The following is a 19793-nucleotide window of genomic DNA, read 5'->3' as shown; positions in this document are numbered from 1 at the left end:
CGTCTTCGCCGCGCCGATCCCGGATCGCACGCCTGCGCCCTGCCAGCGCGCGGTTTTTCCGACACCGCCCCCTACGGCACGTCGCAGGCGCCAAAATACCGTTACGTCAACTTTACCAGGAGTTCCCCGACGGGTTGCGCCCCGACCAAACCACTTTAAAATTACGTGTAGAGTGGAGTTGGGGGGATCGATGGAGGAAGAGGAACGGGCAGCCCGCGAGCAGCGGGCCCTTGAGGGCGATTACCATGACCGTCCCGGTCCCGGGGCCGCGGTCCTGATCGTTCTGGCGGCCCTTGCCGTGGTCCTGCTTGCAATCTTCGTCTGGCTGTGAAGGGGGAAAGGGCGCCATGCGCCCTCACGGTGTTTTCGCCCGCTTTCCGCCAGGATCCCCCTCTCCGCCAGGATCCCCCTCTCCGCCAGGATCCCGGGCCGGTCCAGACGAACGCCTGCGCCACGCGGATGAACGCCTGCGCCACGCGGATGGATGCGCAGCCCCCCCCTATGCGATGCAAACGCCCCCGGAACGCGCGGCTCCGGGGGCGTGAGGCATTCGGCAAGACCCGGCGGCGGGCCCGGGCAGCAAGGCCCGGATCAGAGATTGGCCGCCACATCCTCGGGCACGTCGAAATTATGGGTGACGGTCTGCACGTCGTCATCCTCTTCCAGCGTGTCGATCAGGCGCATCAGCTTCTGCGCGGTGTCCAGATCGACCTCGGTCCGGCTTTGCGGCCGCCAGACCAGCTTGGATTCCGTGGATTCCCCAAGCGCCTTTTCCAGCGCGTCGGAAACGGCGGACAGATCCTCGACCCGGCAATAGATCCAGTGGCCGTCCTCGTCGCTTTCGACATCCTCGGCCCCGGCCTCGATCGCGGCCATCATCACGCTGTCGGCATCCCCCGCCGTCGCAGGATAGGAGATTTCGCCCAGACGGTCGAAACTGTGCGAGACCGAGCCGGTCTGGCCCAGATTGCCGCCCGCCTTGGTGAAATAGCTGCGCACGTTCGAGGCGGTGCGGTTCAGGTTGTCGGTCAGCGCCTCGACGATGATGGCGATGCCGCCCGCGCCGTAACCCTCATAGCGGATTTCGGAATAGTCCGAGGCATCGCCCATCTGCGATTTCTTGATCGCGCGGTCGATCACGTCCTTGGGCATGGATTGCGCCTTGGCGGCCTTGACGGCCAGGCGCAGGCGCGGGTTCTTGTCGGGATCGGGGTCGCCCATCTTGGCGGCGACGGTGATCTCTTTCGAGAGTTTCGAGAACATCTTCGAGCGGATGGCATCCTGCTTGCCCTTGCGGTGCTGGATGTTCGCCCATTTCGAATGGCCTGCCATGGCCCCATTTCCTTGCATTTGCGGTGGTGGGGGTCCTTACACCGCCAAGGGGGCGCGAGGCAACCCCGGCCTCGGCCCGGACCCGGGCGGCGGGCGCGGGGTCTTCCGCCGGTCGGGTCCCCCCGGGGTTTCGACGGGGGTTCGCCCCCCCGCCCGTCACGGGGCGGGCCCGCGCTCCGTCACGATACGCTCCGTCACGATACGCGCCGCAAGCCAGGCGCAAAGCCCGAACAGCAGCGATCCGGCGATCAGATCGACCAGGTGGTGCCCCCCATGCGACAGCGTGGCCGGAACCATGGCGATGCCGCTGGCAAGGAAGGGCAGGGAAAGCGGGGTGCGCCACGCATACCACAGCACCATCCAGGCCATGACGATATGATACGAGGGGAAGGCGACCATGCCCATGATCTCCTCCACCCGGATCACCGCCGGTCCCTCCTGCACCAGATGCAGCAGGATCGCGCCATATCGCGGCGAGAACACGAGGCCGATGCGCTCGGCCGCCGCGGGGTCGGGCAGCCTCCAGGCCGAGGGGCCGACGCTGGGCCATGTCCACCAGATCGCGACCGCGAGGATCATGGTCAGCATGCCGACCATCAGGAAACGGTGCAGGGCGGTCTCCCGCCCCATGGCGCCCAAAAGCGCGATGACAAGGATGATCTGCGCCAGCGAGCTCATGTAAAGCCAGCCCAGGAAGCTGCCGATCGCGGGCCATCGCGCCAGCGCCTCGACGAATGCCACCCAGTCGTAGCCCAACATTGCATCCAGCCCGAGCAGCTCGTGGTCGATCATCGGCCGAGGCAGTGGGAAAAGCGCGTAGATGAACAGGGCGACGATGGCGGTGAAGCCCATGAACAGCCCGATGCCGACCGCCACGTCGCCAAGGCGCTTCATTCGCCGCCAGGCGCGCGCATAGACCCCGACGGCGATGATCGCGACGGCGCCGAGAAGACCGGGCAGGAACCCGCCCCATTCCACCACCCGGCCCATGGCCGCGACAAGCGCCAGCGCGGCCGCGCCGATGGCGAAGACCATGGCGAGAAGCACCCGCTCGGCCGGAAGCAGGACCGGAAGCAGGACCGGGCGCAGGACTGGACGGGCGGCCGGGCCGGTTGCGGCAAAGGTGGTCGCTCGATTGGCTGCGATCATGATGCGACTGTCCCCGCGGCTGGCGATAATGCGTTCATGGCGCAGGATTGTGGCCGAAGCGGGGCGAAATCATCGCTTTCATGACGGTCCTTCCCGGCGCGCCCTGCGGAGGCCGACACGCCCCGAGGGTGGCGGCGGGCCGGATTACACGGGCCGGGACCCCAAGCGGTCGGCGCCCGGTCGAACCGCGCGGGCCAGATCACGCGGGCCAGATCACACGGGCCGGATCACACGGGCCGGATCACACGGCCGGATCACACGGGCGCCCCGGCCCGGCCCCCTCGCCAGCGCGGCCCGATCCTGGCCACCCGGCGCGCCGGTGGACCTTTCCCTGCCGTTTCCGTAACATCCCCGGCAACGCATCGCGGGAAGCCAGCATGTCCACCCCTCCGCCCGCGCCGGGCACCCACCACGACCGCATCCTGGCCGATCTGCGCGACCGCATCACCCGCCAGGAATGGCCGCCGGGCGCGCGCCTGCCGTTCGAGACCGACCTGGCCGAGAGCCATGGCGTCTCGCGCATGACGATGAACAAGGTGCTGACCCAGTTGACGCGCGAGGGCTATCTGGTCCGCCGCCGCAGGCTGGGCACTTTCGTCGCGCAGCCGCGCGCGCAATCCGCGGTCATGGAGATCACCGATGTCGAGGCCGAGGTGCGGGCGCTCGGCCTGGCCTGGCGCTTCCGCCTGATCTCGCGCGCCCTGCGGCCGCCCCTGGCCGACGACATCCGCGAGGCGCGGATCCAGGGCGCGCAGGCGGGCGTTCTGGCGGATGTGCTGGCCCTGCGCGGCCTGCATTTCGCGGACGACCAGCCGTTTTGCCTGGAAGAGCGGATCATCAACCCCGCCGCCGCCCCCGCCGCGCTGGAGCAGGACTTCGCGCAGGAGGCGCCGGGCCACTGGCTGCGCCGACAGATCCCCTGGACCTCGGCCGAGAACCGGATCCGCGCGGTGAACGCGCCCGAGGGGGTGGCCCGCGATCTCGGGCTGGCAAGCGGCGAGGCCTGTCTTGAGCTGACCCGGCGCACCGAAATCTCGGGCCAGTGGGTGACGGTGGTGCGCCAGACCTATCCCGGCACCCGCCACCAGCTTCTCGCGCAGTTCGAACCGCGCGGCGAGGATGCGCCCCCCCTCAGCCAAAGCCCGCCGCGATGACCTCGGCCCCGATCAGCCGCGCGGCATGATCCGGGCGCAACGGGCCCTTTTCGACCCGGGCGCGCATCGGCCTGCGGCACATCACGTTGAAATCGAGCAGCGGCGGGCCGGTGAGCAGCGCCATGACCGGCGCCTCGCCCGCAAAGGCCAGCGGTGGGCTGCCCGCGTCGAGCGTGATGCGGCTCGCGTCGATCTCCAGGACCATCGGACCGCCCTCGATCACGGTCAGAACGCGGTCGATGCCCGGGAAGCTGGAAAACGGCCCGTCCGAGGCGACCCAGGCGGTCGAGACGCGCCAGTCGAAGCCATCGAAGCCGGTGCCCGCGGGCGAGACGGCGATCTCCGCCGTCTCGCCGCCGCCGTTCTTCCAGGGCCGGAACACCCGGCCCCGGACCGGGTAGACCCCTGTCACTTCAGGATGCCGGGCAGGCGCAGCCCGTGCAGGCGCGCGCAATCCCTCGCCAGCGGGTAGCCCGCATCGGCATGGCGCATCACGCCGGAGGCGGGGTCGTTCCACAACACCCGCTCCAGCCGCCGCGCGGCCTCGGGCGTGCCGTCCGCCACGATCACCACCCCCGCATGCTGCGAAAAGCCCATGCCGACGCCGCCGCCGTGATGGATCGACACCCAGGTCGCGCCCGAGGCGGTATTGGTCAGCGCATTCAGGAGCGGCCAGTCGGATACCGCGTCCGAGCCGTCGATCATGCCCTCGGTCTCGCGGTTGGGGCTGGCGACCGAGCCGCTGTCGAGATGGTCGCGGCCGATCACGATGGGGGCCTTCAGCTCGCCCGAGGCGACCATCTCGTTGAACATCAGCCCGGCGCGGTGACGGTCGCCGAGACCGATCCAGCAGATCCGCGCGGGAAGGCCCTGGAAGGCGATCCGCTCGGCCGCCATGTCGAGCCAGCGGTGCAGGTGCCGGTTCTCGGGGAAGAGGCGTTTCATCGCGGCGTCGGTCTTGGCGATGTCTTCCGGGTCGCCCGACAGGGCGGCCCAGCGGAAGGGGCCGATACCCTGGCAAAACAAAGGCCGGATGCAGGCGGGGACGAAGCCGGGGAAGGCGAAGGCGCGTTCGAACCCCTCTTCCTGCGCCATCTGGCGGATATTGTTGCCGTAATCGACCGTGGGCACGCCCGCGTCGTGGAAGCCGACCATGGCCTCGACATGGGCGCGCATCGAGGCCCGCGCGGCACGCTCCACCGCCGCCGGATCGATTTCCTGGCGCGCCCGCCATTCGCCCACCGTCCAGCCCGCCGGGCAATAGCCATGCACCGGATCATGCGCCGAGGTCTGGTCGGTCACGATATCCGGGCCATTGTTCGGCAGCGCCTCGCCCGCCAGTTTGCGGCGCAGCAGTTCAGGGAAGATCTCGCTCGCATTGCCCAGAAGGCCGACCGATTTCGCCTCGCCCTTCGCCGTCCATTCCGCGATCAGCGCCAGCGCCTCGTCGAGCGTGCGCGCTTTCGCATCCAGGTATTTCGTGCGGATGCGGAAGTCGATCCGGGTCTCGTCCACCTCGACGGCGAGGCAGGACGCCCCGGCGAAGACCGCCGCCAGCGGCTGCGCCCCGCCCATGCCGCCAAGCCCGCCGGTCAGCACCCATTTGCCGGTCAGATCGCCACCGTGATGCTGGCGGCCCAGTTCGGCGAAGGTCTCATAGGTGCCCTGAACGATGCCCTGCGCGCCGATATAGATCCAGGACCCGGCGGTCATCTGGCCATACATCATCAGGCCCTTCTTATCGAGGGCGTTGAAATGCTCCCATGTCGCCCAGCGGGGGACGAGGTTGGAATTGGCGATCAGCACGCGGGGCGCGTCCGCATGGGTGCGCACGATGGAAACCGGCTTGCCGGACTGGACCAGCAGCGTCTCGTCGGGTTCCAGATCGCGCAAAGCCTCGGTGATCAGGTCGAAATCCTCCCACGAGCGGGCGGCGCGGCCGATGCCGCCATAGACCACCAGCTCATGCGGATTCTCGGCCACGTCGGGGTGAAGGTTGTTCATCAGCATCCGAAGCGCGGCCTCGGCGCCCCAGGTCTTGCAACTGATCTCCGGCCCGGTGGGCGGGTAGATGTCGCGGATGTTGTGGCGGGTCATGACCATTGGAAACCTCTCGGCATGTTGCGGGGCGCGGCGTGGTTGCTGCCCGCGCGGGGACAGTTCTGACGGGGGTGGCGGGCGGCCCCGGCGGGGCGCGAGGCGACAGGCGCGGGCGCCATCAGCCCAGCTCCGGCAGCAGCTCCGCGCCCGCGATCTCCAGCGCGCCGGTTTCGATCAGCGCCCCCGCGGCCTCCATATCGCCGCCCATGAAGCGGTCGCCGTCCAGCGCGGGGATGCGGGCGCGGATCGCCCCGATGGCGGCCTCCAGCCGGGGCGAGGATTTCAGCGGGCCGCGCAGATGAACGCCCTGCGCGGCGATCATCGCCTCGACGCCCAGGATCCCGTAAAGGTTCTGCGTCATCGCCAGAAGGCGGCGCGCGCCGTGGCAGGCCATCGAGACGTGATCCTCCTGATTGGCAGAGGTGGGGGTGGAATCCACGCTGGCCGGATGCGCCATCTGCTTGTTCTCGCTCATCAAGGCGGCGGCGGTCACCTCGGCGATCATCATGCCCGAATTCAGGCCCGGCCTGGGGCTGAGAAAGCCGGGCAGGCCGTAGGACAGGGCCGGATCGACCAGAAGCGCCACCCGGCGCTGCGCGATTGCGCCGATCTCGGCGACGGCAAGCGCGATCACATCGGCGGCGAAGGCCACCGGCTCGGCGTGGAAATTGCCGCCCGACACCACCGAGCCGTCCGACAGGATCAGCGGGTTGTCGGTGGCGGCATTGGCCTCGATCTCCAGCGTGCGGGCGCTTTGGCGCAGGATGTCGAGCGCCGCGCCCGTCACCTGCGGATGGCAGCGGATGCAATAGGGATCCTGCACGCGCTCGTCGCCCTCGACATGGCTTTGCCGGATCTGGCTGCCCTCCAGCAGGGCGCGCAAGGCGCGCGCCACGTCGATCTGGCCTTGATGGCCGCGCAAGTCGTGGATCTCGGCCGCGAAAGGCGCGGTGGAGCCCATGGCGGCATCGGCCGACAGCGCGCCGGTGACGATGGCCGCGCGAAGCGCGCGCTCGGCCCGGAACAGCCCCGCCAGCGCCAGCGCGGTCGAGACCTGGGTGCCGTTGATCAGCGCCAGCCCCTCCTTGGCGGCCAGCGTGACCGGCGCCAGGCCCGCCCGCGCCAGCGCCTCGCGCCCCGGAAGCCGCGCCTCGCCGTGGAAGGCCTCGCCCTCGCCGATCATCACCGCGGCCATATGCGCCAGCGGCGCCAGATCGCCCGAGGCCCCGACCGAGCCCTTTTCGGGGATCACCGGGATCACCCCCCCGGCCAGCATGGCGCCAAGCAGCGCCACCACCTCGGGCCGCGTGCCCGAGGCGCCGCGCCCCAGCGACATCAGCTTCAGCGTCATGACCAGCCGCACCACCGGCGCGGGCAGGGCCGCGCCGACGCCGCAGCAATGCGAAAGGATCAGGTTCCTTTGCAGCGTCGCCACATCCCCCGCCGGAATGCGGATCGAGGCCAGCTTGCCGAAGCCGGTATTGACGCCGTAGACCGCCTGCATCCCCGCCGCCACCTCGGCGATGCGCGCGGCCGAACGCGCGATGCCCGCATCGGCCGAGGGGTCCAGCGCGGGGGCGATCCCCTCCCACCAGATCCGGCGCAGAAGCGACAGCGGCACCCGGCCCGGGACAAGCGTTTCGATCATTGCCATTCTCCGTTGAAAATGCGGGCGTGAAGCGGATTGAAGCCGATCCGCGCCACAAGCTGCGCCGGCCTTTCGGCGTCCCACAGCGCCAGATCCGCCGAAAGGCCGGGCGCGATCCGGCCGGTCTCGTCCTGCAGGCCAAGGGCGCGGGCGGCATGGGCGGTGACCGCCAGCAGGCATTCGGCCACCGTCAGGCCGAAGAGCGTCGCGCCCATGTTCATCGCCATGAGGATCGAGGTCAGCGGCGAGGTGCCGGGATTGCAATCGGTCGACAGCGCCATCGGCACGCCATGGGCGCGGAAGGCCCGGACCGGCGGCACCACCTTTTCGCGCAGCATGTAGAAGGCCCCGGGCAGCAGCGTGGCGACGGTGCCCGAGGCCGCCATCAGCGCGGCATCGGCCTCGGTCGCATGTTCCAGATGGTCGGCGGAGAGCGCGCCATGGCGGGCGGCGAAGGCGGTGCCGCCCAGGTGCGAAAGCTGTTCGGAATGGATCTTCACCGGCAGGCCCAGGGCGCGGGCGCGCGCGAACAGCGGCGCCAGCTGGGCGGGGGTGAAGGCGATCCCCTCGCAAAAGGCATCGACCGCATCCACCAGCCCCTCGGCATGGGCGGCCTCCAGCCCCCGGATCGCGACCTCGCGAAGATAGTCATCGGCGCGACCGGCATATTCGGGCGCCACCGCATGGGCGGCCAGCCAGGTGGTCTTGACCCGCACCGGGCGGATCTGCGCCAGGCGACGGGCGGCGCGCAGCATGTTCAGCTCGGCCTCGACCGCCAGCCCGTAGCCGGATTTGATCTCGACCGTTGTCACCCCCTCGGCCAGCAGATGGTCGAGGCGCGGCAGCGCCGCCGCCGCCAGTTCCTCGACCGACAGCGCCCGCGTCGCCGCGACCGAGGCCCGGATGCCGCCGCCCCGCCGCGCGATCTCTTCATAGGCGATGCCGTCCAGCCGCATCTCGAATTCGTCGGCGCGGTCGCCGCCGAAGACCAGATGGGTGTGGCAGTCGATCGGCGCGGGCGTCATCAGCCGCCCGCCGCAATCGACGATCCGTGCCCCGTCCCGCGGCAGCCGGGGGCCGAGGGCGGTGATTCGGCCGCCCCGGGTCTCGACCTCAAGCGCGCCGGGCCGGGGCTCGCTCTCGACGCCCCCGTCGCAGGTGACGATGCGAACATTGGTGTAAAGCGTCGTCGGCATGCGCCCTCTCTTCCAGCCGGGGCGGCGCCACCGCCTTTCGCGGGCGGTTGGCACTTCCCATCCTCGTCAAATATGTATATACATAATGAGGCATCATGGGAAGTGATTTCTCCCGACCATCGGCAGGAGGCTTGAATGGCGATCCATGCGAAAACCGCGCTGCTGGCCGAGGGCTGGGCCCGGGATGTCCGGCTCACGCTGGAGGGCGGGCGGATCGGCGCGCTTTCGGCGGGCGCGGCGCCCCGGGCCGGGGACCACCGCGCCGAAATCCTGCTGCCCGGCATGAGCAACCTGCACAGCCACGCCTTTCAGCGCGGCTTTTCGGGACTGACCGAATCGCGCGGGCCGGGGCGGGACAGTTTCTGGACCTGGCGCGAGGTGATGTATCGCTTCGCCCTTGGCCTGACGCCGGACCAGATGCAGGCCATCGCCGCGCTGGCCTGCATCGAGATGCTGGAGGCGGGCTTCACCCGGCTGGGCGAGTTCCACTACCTTCACCACGCTCCCGATGGCCGTCCCCATGCCGATCCCGCCGAAATGTCGGCGCGGATCTTCGCGGCGGCCTCGGACAGCGGGATCGCGCTCACCCATCTGCCGGTCTTCTACGCCCATGGCGGCTTCGGCCCGACGCCCCCGGGCGAGGGGCAGCGCCGTTTCACCCATGACTACGACGCCTTCGCCCGGCTGGTCGAGGCCTGCGACCGCATGGCCCGGCCGCAGGACCGCGTGGGTCTTGCCCCCCACAGCCTGCGCGCCGCGACGATGGCCGAGATCGACCGGTTGCGGCGCGATTTCCCCGGGCGCCCCTTCCACATCCATATCGCCGAACAGGTGAAGGAGGTCGAGGATTGCCTGGCCTTCTGCGGCGCGCGTCCGGTGGAATATCTGGCCGCGAACATGCCGCTCGGGCCGTCGTGCTGCCTGATCCATGCGACTCACCTGACGGCGGATGAGGTGCGCGGGATCGCATCGTCCGGGGCGGTGGTCGGGCTCTGCCCGCTGACCGAGGCCAATCTGGGCGACGGCATCTTCCCAGGCGCGGATTTCCTCGCCGCGGGCGGCGTCTACGGCATCGGCACCGACAGCAATGTCGAGATCACCGTAGCGGGCGAGCTGAAGCAGCTTGAATATTCGCAGCGCCTCGGCCAGCGCGCCCGCAATGTGATGACCCCCGGCGGATCGACGGGCGCGGCACTGTTCGGCGCGGCGCTGCGGGGGGGCGCACAGGCGCTTGGCGCGCCCGCGCCCGGGATCGCGGCGGGCGCGCCCGCCGATCTGGTGGCGCTTTGGGATCCGATGGAGCTGGACCTGGCGGACGACCGGATCCTCGACCGCTGGATCTTCGGCCGCGACCTGAAGGTCCGCGACACCTGGGCCCATGGCGTGCATCTCGTGCAGGAGGGACGCCATCGCCACCGCGCGCGCATCGAGGCCGCGGCGGCCCGGGTCCTGCGCCGACTGGCGTGACGCCACCCGCGCCCGCTTGCGCCCCGACGGACAGGCCGCGCGCCATGGCCGGGGCCGCTTCCGCAGGGTCAACCGCGCCGGGCGCATGGCCCTGGTTGCGCTCGGCCCAAACTCCCTCCAATGTAACGGACAATCCACGGTGGGGATTCCCGCCGGATCACGAAACATTGCTAGGAGGTTTGAAATGCGACATCGCACCGGCGTCATGTGGGCGGCCCTGCTTTCCACCAGCGTTCTGGCGGGCACCGCCGGGGCCGAAACCCTGCGTTGGGCCAAGGCCGCGGATGCGACCACGCTCGACCCGCATTCCCAGAACCTGGGCACCAACCACAATTTCCTGCACCACATCTACGAGACCCTGGTCGAGCGCGAGGTCGACGGCAGCCTCTCGCCGCGCCTGGCCACCGAATGGCACATCAAGGACGGCGCGCCCAATGTCTGGGTCTTCAAGCTGCGCGAAGGCGTGACCTTCCACGACGGCGCGCCCTTCACCGCCTCGGACGTGGTGTTCTCGCTGGACCGCGCCCGCTCGGAAACCTCGAACATGCGCCAGCTTCACGCGGGCGTGGCCGAGGTGATCGCGGTCGACGACCATACGGTCGAGATCCACATGATCGGCCCGGCGCCGCTTTATCCCAACAACCTGACCAACACCTTCATCATGGATGAGGAATGGTCGGTCGCGAACAATGTCGTCGAAGTGCAGGATTACGCGGCGGGCGAGGACAATTACGCCGTGCGCAACACCAACGGCACCGGCCCCTATGTGCTGTCCGAGCGCGAAGTCGACGTGCGCTCGGTCCTGACCTGGAACGAGGGCCACTGGGCCGATCAGCCCGCCGTGACCGAGATCGTCTACACCCCCATCGCCGAAGCCGCGACCCGGGTAGCGGCGCTGCTGTCGGGCGAAGTCGATTTCGTGCAGGACGTGCCGGTCGCCGATATCGAGCGGCTGCGCACCAGCGACGGCGTGACCATCACCACCGGCCCGGAAAACCGCATCATCTACTTCGGCTACCGCTTTGGCGAGGCGCCGCTGAAATCGTCGAACGTCACCGATTCCAATCCGTTCGACAATCCGCTGGTGCGCGAGGCGATCCATCTGGCCGTCGACCGCGAGGCGATCCAGCGCGTGGTGATGCGCGGCAATTCCTTCCCGGCGGGCGTCGCCATGCCGCCCTTCGTGAACGGCTGGACCGAAGAGCTTGACGCCTATCCCGCCGTCGACATCGACCGCGCCAAGGCCCTTCTGGCCGAGGCGGGCTATCCCGACGGCTTCACCGTCACGCTCGACACGCCGAACAACCGCTATGTCAACGACGAGGCGATCTCGCAGGCGGTGGTCGGCATGCTGGCCCGGATCGGCGTGCAGGTGACCCTGGCCTCGCGCCCGGTGGCGCAGCATTCGCCGCTGGTCACCTCGAACGAGACCGATTTCTACCTGCTGGGCTGGGGCGTGCCGACCTTCGATTCCGCCTATATCTTCAACGATCTGGTCCATACCAAGGACGGGGCCTACGGTGCCTACAACGGCGGCCTCTATTCCAACCCGGAGCTGGACGCCCTGATCCGGTCGCTGGAGACCGAGGTCGATCTCGACGCCCGCAACGCCACCATCGCCGAGATCTGGGCGGTGGTGCAGGCCGACCGCGTGCTGCTGCCGATCCACAACCAGCAGCTCGCCTATGCGACCAGCAAGCGGTTCGACATCGAGGTCCACCCCGAGGACCAGCCGCTGATGCAAAACGTCTCGCTCGCCGAGTAAGCGCGCGTCCTGCGATCCGGCCTGTCGCCCGCCCCGGGGCGGCAGGCCTTTTGCCATCCGACCCCGGCCCTTTCGAAACGGATCGGGCCGACCGCCACCGCCATGCGGCGCCTCCGCCAGAAGGGGCCCCATCCGGCGGATCCACGAGGGACAGACCCATGCTAGCCTTCATTCTCAGGCGCCTTCTCCAGTCCGTTGTCGTGATGCTGGTGGTGGCGCTGATCGCCTTTCTGATCTTTCGCTATGTCGGCGACCCCATCGTCTCGATGGTCGGCGTGGACACCCGGCTGGAAGACCAGGAGATCATGCGCGAGCGGCTGGGTCTGAACGACCCTTTCTACGTCCAGTTCTGGACCTTCCTGAGCAATGCGCTGCGGGGCGAGTTCGGGATCTCCTACCGGCTGCAACAGCCGGTGCTGCGGCTGATCGCCGAACGCCTGCCCGCCACGCTGGAGCTTGCGGTGGTTTCGGCCACGCTGGCGCTGGTCGTGGGTGTGCTGATGGGGATCTTCACCGCGCTGAAGTCGCGTTCCTTCCTGTCGGGGGTCGTCATGACGCTTTCGCTGGTTGGCGTCTCGCTGCCGACCTTCCTGATCGGCATCGGGCTGATCTATGTCTTCGCGGTCGAGTTGCAGTGGCTGCCCTCGAACGGGCGGGGCGCCACGGTCAGCCTGGGCTGGTGGCGCACCGGCTTTCTGACCGAAAGCGGGCTGCGCTCGTTGATCCTGCCCGCGATCACGCTCTCGCTGTTCCAGATGACGCTGATCATGCGCCTGGTGCGGGCCGAGATGATGGAGGTCCTGCGCAGCGACTACATCCGCTTCGCCCGCGCCCGCGGCCTGCCCGACCGGATCATCAACTTCCGCCATGCGCTGAAGAACACGCTGGTGCCGGTGATCACCATCACCGGGTTGCAGCTCGGCTCGGTCATCGCCTTCGCCATCGTGACCGAAACCGTCTTCCAATGGCCGGGGGTGGGGTCGCTGTTCATCAATTCGGTGCAGGCGGTGGATGTGCCGGTGATGGCGACCTATCTGATGTTCATCGCCTTCGTCTTCGTCGTCATCAACCTTGTGGTCGATGTGCTTTACTACCTTGTCGATCCGCGCCTGCGCGCGGACGGCCGCAGCGGGGGCCATTGAGATGAGCGAACCGACTGGCCCGATCGCCCCGGCGACCCCGCCCAAGACCTTCGCGCAACGGGTCTTCGACAGCGACATCTGGTTTTCCTACAGCCGCTCGCCGGTGACGGTGGTCGCCTCGGTGGTGGCGGTGGTGCTGATCCTGATGGCGGTGCTGGCCCCGGTCCTGGCGCCGCATACCCCGTTCAACCCGGCGACGATCGTGCTAATGGACGGCTTCACCCCGCCGGGCGGCGAAAGCTTTTCCGGCAACACCTATCTGCTGGGCACCGACGACCAGGGCCGCGACCTGCTGTCGACGATCATGTATGGCTCTCGCGTGTCGCTTTTCGTCGGCTTCTCGGCAACGCTGTTCGCCATGACGCTGGGCATCGCGCTCGGGCTGGCGGCGGGCTATCGCGGCGGGCTCTTGGACGCGGTGATCATGCGGGTGGCCGATGTGCAGCTTTCCTTCCCGGCGATCCTGATCGCGCTTCTGATCTTCGGCGTGGCGCAGGGGCTGATCCCCGCCAACCAGCAGGAACGCACCGCGGTCTGGGTGCTGATCCTGGCCATCGGCCTGTCGAACTGGGCGCAATTCGCCCGCACCGTGCGCGGCACCACCATGGTCGAGCGCAACAAGGACTACGTCTCGGCCGCGCGGCTTCTGGGGCGGCATCCGCTGGCCATCGTGATCCGCCATGTGCTGCCGAACGTGCTGGGGCCGGTGCTGGTCATCGCCACGATCAGCCTGGCGCTGGCGATCATCGAGGAGGCCACGCTGTCCTTCCTGGGCGTCGGCGTGCCGCCGACCCAGCCCAGCCTTGGCACGCTGATCCGCATCGGCCAGCGTTTCCTGTTTTCGGGCGAATGGTGGATCCTGGCCTTCCCCGCGCTCATGCTCATCCTGCTTGCCCTGTCGGTCAACCTTCTGGGCGACTGGCTGCGCGACGCCCTGAACCCGAGGCTGCGCAAATGACCCATCCCGTGCTTTCCGTTCGCGACCTGGTGGTCGATTTCCCGCTGCGGCGGGGGAATTTCCGCGCGCTCGACGGGGTCAGCTTCGACATCGCCCCCGGCGAGGTGCTGGGCGTGGTGGGCGAATCCGGCGCCGGAAAATCCATGACCGGCGCCGCCGTGATCGGCCTTCTGGAGCCGCCCGGCCGCATCACCTCGGGCCAGGTCATGCTGGACGGCAAAAGGATCGACGACCTGCCCGGCCCCGAATTGCAGGCGCTGCGCGGCAAGAGGATCGGCATGGTGATGCAGGATCCGCTGACCTCGCTGAACCCGCTGTTCACCATCGGCCAGCAACTGGTCGAGACCATCCGCCAGCATATGGACCTGACCGAGGACCAGGCGCTGGAGCGCGCCGTCTCACTTCTGGAAGAGGCCGGGATCCCGCAGGCGCGCGCCCGCATCCACGCCTATCCGCACCAGTTTTCCGGCGGGATGCGGCAGCGGGTGGTCATCGCGCTGGCCATCGCCGCCGACCCCGAGCTGGTCATCGCCGACGAGCCGACCTCGGCGCTCGACGTCTCGGTCCAGGCGCAGATCATCAAGGTGCTGAAGGACCTGTGCAAGCGGCGCGGCACCGCCGTCATGCTGATCACCCACGACATGGGGGTGATCGCGCAGATCGCCGACCGGATCATGGTGATGAACGCGGGCAAGGTGGTCGAGACCGGCCCGGTCGCCCAGGTCATCCGCGCGCCGCGCGAGCCCTATACGATCAAGCTGATCGCCTCGATCCCGACCATCGCGCGCAAGGACGGCGCGCCGGTCGCCGATAGCGGGGGCGAGGCCTTCGTCAGGGTCGAGGGGCTGGTCAAGGATTTCGGCAGCACCCGCTCGATCCTCGACCGGATGCTGGGGCGCGAGGCCCGGCTGGTCCATGCCGTCGACGACGTCTCGTTCCGCATCCGCAAGGGCGAGACATACGGCCTGGTCGGCGAAAGCGGTTCGGGCAAATCGACCTGCGCGCGGATGATCGCCGGGCTGATCCGGCCGACGGCGGGCCGGGTGACGGTGAAGGACATGAATGTCTGGGCGGTCAGCGCCGCGCAACGCGCCCGCAGCCGCGCGGTGCAGATGATCTTCCAGGACCCCTATGCCAGCCTCAACCCGCGCTGGCGCGTCGGCTCCATCATCGCCGAGCCGATCCGGGTGCTGGGCCTGGCGAAAGGCGCCGAGGTCGAGGACCGCGTGGCCGATCTCTTGCGCAAGGTGCGGCTCGACCCCATCGTCATGCGCAAGTTCCCGCATGAATTCTCGGGCGGCCAGCGCCAGCGCATCGCCATCGCCCGCGCCCTGTCGAGCCAGCCGGAGTTCATCGTCTGCGACGAGCCAACCTCGGCGCTAGATGTCTCGGTCCAGGCACAGGTGCTGGATCTGATGGCGGAATTGCAGGCGGAATTCGGCCTGACCTATCTGCTGATCAGCCACAATCTGGCGGTGATCCGGCAGATGGCGAACGATGTGGGCGTGCTGCATCGGGGCAGGCTGGTGGAATCGGGCCCGGTGGACGAGGTCTTCGACCGCCCGCAGGCCGATTACACCAGGATGCTGCTCGACGCCGTGCCCGATCTGGCCGAAATCGCCTGATGCGGGAACCTTCGGCGGGGCGGGGATCGTGACCCCTGCCCTTCCGGCATTGCTCTGGCCGTCGATGCCCTGACGGTCGATGCATCGGGCGGGCCTCTTGCCCGAGATGCGGGATCCTGCCCTTTCCGCATGGCTCCGGCGCATGACGGTGGCGGCGTTTCGCCCCGCCCGGTCAGCCTGACGCATCGCGCCCCGCCTCCCGGCTGAGGCTGAGGCTGAGGCTGAGGCTGAGGCTGAGGCTGAGGCTGAGGCTGAGGCTGAGGCTGAGGACGGCAAAATCCCTGGCCTTCTCCTGTCAAGGCCCGCCCCGCCTGTCGGTTCTTCCCGCGCCCGGTTCTTCCGGCACCGAGGCCTTGCGCCCGTGCAACCCAGCCGGGGGGCAGTGAAAAGCGGGCCGTCCAGAGGGCCCGCGCGCCCGCTCAGCCCGCGAAAAGATCGTCCTGCCCGGGCGCGCGCGGGGGCGTAAGGCCAAGATGGCGCCAGGCCTTCATCCCCAGCATCCGCCCGCGCGGGGTGCGCTGGATCAGCCCCTGTTGCAGCAGATAGGGCTCGATCACCTCCTCGATGGCGTCGCGCGGCTCGGAAAGGGCGGCAGCGATGGTCTCGACCCCCACCGGCCCCCCGGCGTAATTCTCGGCCACCAGCGTCAGATAGCGCCGGTCGGCGCCGTCGAGGCCCAGCCCGTCCACCCCCAGCCGGGTCAGCGCGCGGTCGGCAAGCTGACGCGAGATCCTGCCCCCGGTCTCGACCTGGGCGAAATCGACCACCCGGCGCAAGAGCCGCCCGGCGATGCGGGGCGTGCCACGCGCGCGGCGGGCGATCTCGCGGCAACCGGGCTCGTCGGCCTCGACCCCCAAGAGGCGCGCGCCGCGCGAGACGATCAGGAACAGCTCGTCCTCGGTGTAGAATTGCAGCCGGGTCGGGATGCCGAAACGGTCGCGCAGCGGCGTGGTCAGCAGGCCCAGCCTGGTGGTGGCGCCGACGAGCGTGAAGGGCTGAAGGTCGATCCTGACAGTGCGCGCGGCCGGCCCCTCGCCGATCACCAGATCCAGCGCGAAATCCTCCATCGCGGGGTAGAGCACTTCCTCCACCACCGGCGAAAGACGGTGGATCTCGTCGATGAACAACACGTCGCGCGGCTCAAGGTTGGTCAGGATCGCCGCCAGATCGCCAGGGCGCGCCAGCACCGGGCCCGAGGTCATGCGAAACCCCACCCCCAATTCACGCGACATGATCTGGGCCAGCGTGGTCTTGCCCAGCCCGGGAGGGCCGTGGAACAGGGTGTGGTCCATCGCCTCGCCCCGCATCCGCGCCGCCTCGATGAAGACGCGCAGATTGGCGCGGGCCTCGGCCTGGCCCACGAAATCCTCAAGCGCCTGCGGGCGCAGCGCGCGGTCGGCATCTTCGGGCTGGCGCTCGGGCCTCAGAGAGGCATCGGGCCGGGGCGAGGGGTCGGGCTGGATCATGGCCGGAACAATCCCCGAACGCGGCCCGCTTTGCAAGCGCCGTTGCGGCGGCCCCTTGGACGAAGGTTCAAGGGGCCGCCGAGACGGGCCGCGCGCCGCCCCGAAGCGTCCAAATCGGCCCCGTGACCGGAACCCGCCTACCGGAACCCGCCTGCCAGGATCAGCCTACCACGGTCCGCGGCCCGAGGTCCGGCCGCTGCGCGGGATGCTGCTGCGCCCCGCCGCCGGTTGCGGCCCCCGCCGCGGCGCCTGCGCCGGTTGCAGCCGCATCAGCGCCGCCACCCGGTTCGCGGTGGAGGGATGGGTCGAGAACAGGTTGTCCGCCCCCTGCCCGTTCAAGGGATTGATGATGAACATATGGGCGATGGCGGGGTTGCGCTCGGCCTGATGGTTCACCCGGCCCTTCGCCAGGGCCTCGATCCGGGTCAGCGCCGAGGCGAGCCAGCCCGGCTGGCCGCAGATCTCGGCGCCCAGCCGGTCGGCCTCATATTCGCGCGAGCGCGAGACCGCCATCTGCACGATCCCCGCCGCCATCGGCGCCAGCACCATCAGCGCCAGCGTGCCGATCAGCCCGCCGGGCCGGTCGCGGCCGGATCCGCCGAAGAACAGGCCGAAATTCGCCAGCATGGTGATCGCCCCCGCCATGGTCGCGGTCAGCGTCATGGTCAGCGTGTCGCGGTGGCGGATATGGGCCAGCTCATGCGCCATCACCCCGGCGATCTCTTCGCGCGACAGGCTGCGCAAGAGGCCCGTGGTCGCCGCGACGGCGGCGTTTTCGGGATTGCGGCCGGTGGCGAAGGCATTGGGCTGGTCGGTCTCGATGATATAGACCTTCGGGCGCGGCATGGCGGCGCGGTCGGCCAGATCATGGACCATGGCGACCAGATCGGGGGCGGTGCGGGCATCGACCTCACGCGCGCCCGCCATCGACAGCACCGCCTTGTCCGAGTTCCAGAAGGCGAAGAGGTTCATGCCCCCGGCGATCGCCAGCGCGACCAACGCGCCGCCGCTGCCGCCGATCAGCGCGCCAACCCCCATGAAAAGCGCGGTCATCGCCGCCATCAGAACGTAAGTGCGCATATGGCCCATCTGGCTGCCCGTTCTCCCTTTCCCGGATTCCACCTTGCGATGTGGTGGGCCCTGTGCCGCCAAGCAAGGGGGAGGCCGCCAGACAAGGGGCCCGCCTCACCTCGGCGCGAGCAGTTTCAGCGAAAGGCGGATCAGGGTCGCGGTCTCGGCCTCGGGCTGCTCGCCCGCCACGCGGGCCACCGCCTCGGCGGCATCGCCCTGGCCGTAACCCAGGTTCAGAAGCGCCGAGAGCGCATCCGCCGAAGCCACCGCGCGCTTCTGCGCCTGCGAGGGCGCGAGGCCCCCCTTTCCGGCGCCCTTTTCGGCGCGCGCGCGGGCGGGCGGCGGCGCCTGTTCGATCACCTCGTCGGGGGGCGCGGCGGCGGCAAGGCCCGCCCCCATCGCCATGACCGCGGGCGCCCGCGCCTTCAGTTCCAGAATGATGCGCTGCGCGAGCTTCGGCCCCACCCCCGGCGCGGCCTGGACCGCGCGCGCATCCCCCAGCGTGATCGCCCGCGCCACCCCCTCGGCCCCGAGCGCGCCCAGGATCGCCATCGAGGCCTTGGCCCCCACCCCCTGCACCGTCATCAAAAGCCGGTGCCATTCCTTATCCAGCAGCGTCGGAAAGCCGAAGAGTTGCAGCAGATCCTCGCGCACCAGAAGGTCGGTATAAAGCGCCACCGCCTCGCCCACCGGGGGCAGGCCCGCCAGCGTGCGGTCGTTGACATGGACGATATAGCCCACGCCGCGACAGTCGATCAGCACATGGTCGAGGCCCTTCCAGTCCAGCCGCCCGGCAATCCGCCCGATCATCGCATCCTCCGCCCCGTTGTCCTCTTCGACCGCCGCACTCAGCCAGCCGCCCGCCGCAGCGCGTCCTGCAACCGGCCCGCGCTCTGGCAGTGATGGGCGTGGCAGATCGCGATGGCAAGCGCATCGGCGGCATCCGCCCCGGCGATCCGCGCGCCCGGCAGATGCAGCCGCACCATGTGGTCGATCTGGACCTTGGCGGCATGGCCCACGCCGACCACGGTCTTCTTCACCGCATTGGGGGCATATTCCCCGACCTCGAGCCCGAATTGCGCCGGAACCAGCAGCGCGATCCCCCGCGCCTGGCCCAGCTTCAGCGTCGCCACCGCGTCCTTGTTCACGAAAGTATGCTCGACCGCCGCAGCTTCGGGCGCATGAAGGCGGAAAACCTCTGTCAATTGGGCATGAAGCGCGGCCAGGCGGCGCGCCAGATCGGTGCCGCTGTCGGAATGGCAGATGCCGTTCGCGACATGGCTGATCCTTGCGCCATGGACGTCGATCACCCCCCAGCCGAGGTTGCGCAACCCCGGGTCTATGCCGATCACCCGCATGTCCTGCCCCTTTTCTTTTTTCCATGACTAGCACGAAAAGAGAACATTCGCCAAGCGCGAAACCCGCGCCCCGGCCGGATCCGGCAGGAGCGGCCGAGGCTGTGTGAAAACTCGCTCGAGCACGGCAGGCCACGGAGCAATGTTCTTCCGGTCGTGAAAATATGAGATTATCTTCTGACAATAGGCGCAAATTGCCGCATGGTGAGAACAATATTCTAGTTGGCTGGGATAGCTGTTTTAATAGCCCCATGTTTTTTGGCCGCCTTTTTTGCTAATTTTGAGGCAAGGAGGCCATGATGGGCACAGGCTTTTTCAGCGACGACTTCAAGCGTGACGCGGTCGCTCAGATCACCGAGCGGGGC

17 protein-coding genes are annotated in these 19793 nt (G+C 68.9%); 7 read left to right on the top strand and 10 right to left on the bottom strand.

Annotated features, from left to right (window positions below; genetic code table 11):
* Positions 1–190: 190 nt before the first annotated feature.
* Complete coding sequence (locus ABNX41_RS04270) at positions 191–331, top strand: hypothetical protein (protein WP_438668489.1); 141 nt, start codon at positions 191–193, stop codon at positions 329–331.
* Between the two features lie 260 nt (positions 332–591).
* Here ABNX41_RS04270 and ABNX41_RS04265 read toward each other — a convergent pair whose 3' ends face one another.
* Complete coding sequence (locus tag ABNX41_RS04265; protein ID WP_438668488.1) at positions 592–1332, bottom strand: YebC/PmpR family DNA-binding transcriptional regulator; 741 nt, start codon at positions 1330–1332, stop codon at positions 592–594.
* 156 nt (positions 1333–1488) lie between these two features.
* On the bottom strand, positions 1489–2481 hold the full coding sequence (locus ABNX41_RS04260) for a phosphatase PAP2 family protein (RefSeq protein WP_438668487.1): 993 nt from the start codon (positions 2479–2481) through the stop codon (positions 1489–1491).
* A 377-nt stretch (positions 2482–2858) separates the two neighbouring features.
* Between ABNX41_RS04260 and hutC the strand changes: the two genes are divergently transcribed.
* The gene (gene hutC / locus ABNX41_RS04255) at positions 2859–3635 is read left to right on the top strand and encodes a histidine utilization transcriptional repressor HutC (protein WP_438668486.1); all 777 of its coding nucleotides are present in this window, start codon (positions 2859–2861) and stop codon (positions 3633–3635) included.
* Here the strand turns inward: hutC and ABNX41_RS04250 are convergent.
* The 4 genes from ABNX41_RS04250 to hutI form a co-directional block, all read right to left on the bottom strand.
* Complete coding sequence (locus ABNX41_RS04250; RefSeq protein WP_438668485.1) at positions 3613–4047, bottom strand: HutD/Ves family protein; 435 nt, start codon at positions 4045–4047, stop codon at positions 3613–3615. The genes hutC and ABNX41_RS04250 overlap by 23 nt on opposite strands.
* On the bottom strand, positions 4044–5738 hold the full coding sequence (gene hutU, locus ABNX41_RS04245; protein WP_438668484.1) for a urocanate hydratase: 1695 nt from the start codon (positions 5736–5738) through the stop codon (positions 4044–4046). Before hutU ends, ABNX41_RS04250 begins: the two co-directional genes overlap by 4 nt.
* 115 nt (positions 5739–5853) lie before the next feature.
* Positions 5854–7380 carry a histidine ammonia-lyase gene (hutH, locus tag ABNX41_RS04240; protein WP_438668680.1) on the bottom strand — a complete coding sequence of 509 codons (1527 nt, stop codon included), beginning with the start codon at positions 7378–7380 and terminating at the stop codon, positions 5854–5856.
* Positions 7380–8579: an imidazolonepropionase gene (hutI, locus tag ABNX41_RS04235; protein ID WP_438668483.1), complete on the bottom strand. Its 1200-nt coding sequence runs from the start codon at positions 8577–8579 to the stop codon at positions 7380–7382. The genes hutH and hutI overlap by 1 nt, the downstream gene beginning before the upstream one ends.
* Before the next feature lie 135 nt (positions 8580–8714).
* Between hutI and ABNX41_RS04230 the strand changes: the two genes are divergently transcribed.
* The 5 genes from ABNX41_RS04230 to ABNX41_RS04210 all read left to right on the top strand — a co-directional run bounded on the left by ABNX41_RS04230 (position 8715) and on the right by ABNX41_RS04210 (position 15536).
* Complete coding sequence (locus tag ABNX41_RS04230) at positions 8715–10046, top strand: formimidoylglutamate deiminase (RefSeq protein WP_438668482.1); 1332 nt, start codon at positions 8715–8717, stop codon at positions 10044–10046.
* 184 nt (positions 10047–10230) lie between these two features.
* A complete protein-coding gene (locus ABNX41_RS04225; RefSeq protein ID WP_438668481.1) occupies positions 10231–11811 on the top strand; it encodes an ABC transporter substrate-binding protein in 1581 nt (526 codons plus the stop codon).
* Between the two features lie 158 nt (positions 11812–11969).
* Positions 11970–12953, top strand: coding sequence for an ABC transporter permease (locus ABNX41_RS04220; protein ID WP_438668480.1), 984 nt, complete (start codon positions 11970–11972; stop codon positions 12951–12953).
* Position 12954: 1 nt separating this feature from the next.
* Complete coding sequence (locus ABNX41_RS04215) at positions 12955–13911, top strand: ABC transporter permease (protein WP_438668479.1); 957 nt, start codon at positions 12955–12957, stop codon at positions 13909–13911.
* Positions 13908–15536, top strand: a complete 1629-nt coding sequence (locus ABNX41_RS04210) for an ABC transporter ATP-binding protein (protein WP_438668478.1) — start codon at positions 13908–13910, stop codon at positions 15534–15536. The genes ABNX41_RS04215 and ABNX41_RS04210 overlap by 4 nt, the downstream gene beginning before the upstream one ends.
* 419 nt (positions 15537–15955) lie before the next feature.
* On the opposite strand, the gene ruvB is transcribed toward ABNX41_RS04210, so the two are convergent.
* The 4 genes from ruvB to ruvC all read right to left on the bottom strand — a co-directional run bounded on the left by ruvB (position 15956) and on the right by ruvC (position 19431).
* Positions 15956–17002, bottom strand: coding sequence for a Holliday junction branch migration DNA helicase RuvB (gene ruvB, locus ABNX41_RS04205; protein ID WP_438668477.1), 1047 nt, complete (start codon positions 17000–17002; stop codon positions 15956–15958).
* 165 nt (positions 17003–17167) lie between these two features.
* On the bottom strand, positions 17168–18091 hold the full coding sequence (htpX, locus tag ABNX41_RS04200; protein ID WP_438668476.1) for a zinc metalloprotease HtpX: 924 nt from the start codon (positions 18089–18091) through the stop codon (positions 17168–17170).
* A 96-nt stretch (positions 18092–18187) separates the two neighbouring features.
* Entirely contained in the window at positions 18188–18883 is a 696-nt protein-coding gene (ruvA, locus tag ABNX41_RS04195) for a Holliday junction branch migration protein RuvA (protein WP_438668475.1), read from the bottom strand.
* A 38-nt stretch (positions 18884–18921) separates the two neighbouring features.
* Positions 18922–19431 carry a crossover junction endodeoxyribonuclease RuvC gene (ruvC, locus tag ABNX41_RS04190; RefSeq protein WP_438668474.1) on the bottom strand — a complete coding sequence of 170 codons (510 nt, stop codon included), beginning with the start codon at positions 19429–19431 and terminating at the stop codon, positions 18922–18924.
* Positions 19432–19793 lie beyond the last annotated feature (362 nt).

Origin of the sequence: Pseudogemmobacter sonorensis, assembly GCF_042762395.1 — a bacterium.
GTDB classification, from domain to species: Bacteria; Pseudomonadota; Alphaproteobacteria; order Rhodobacterales; family Rhodobacteraceae; genus Pseudogemmobacter; species Pseudogemmobacter sonorensis.
This window is presented reverse-complemented; position numbering and strand designations above follow the sequence as displayed.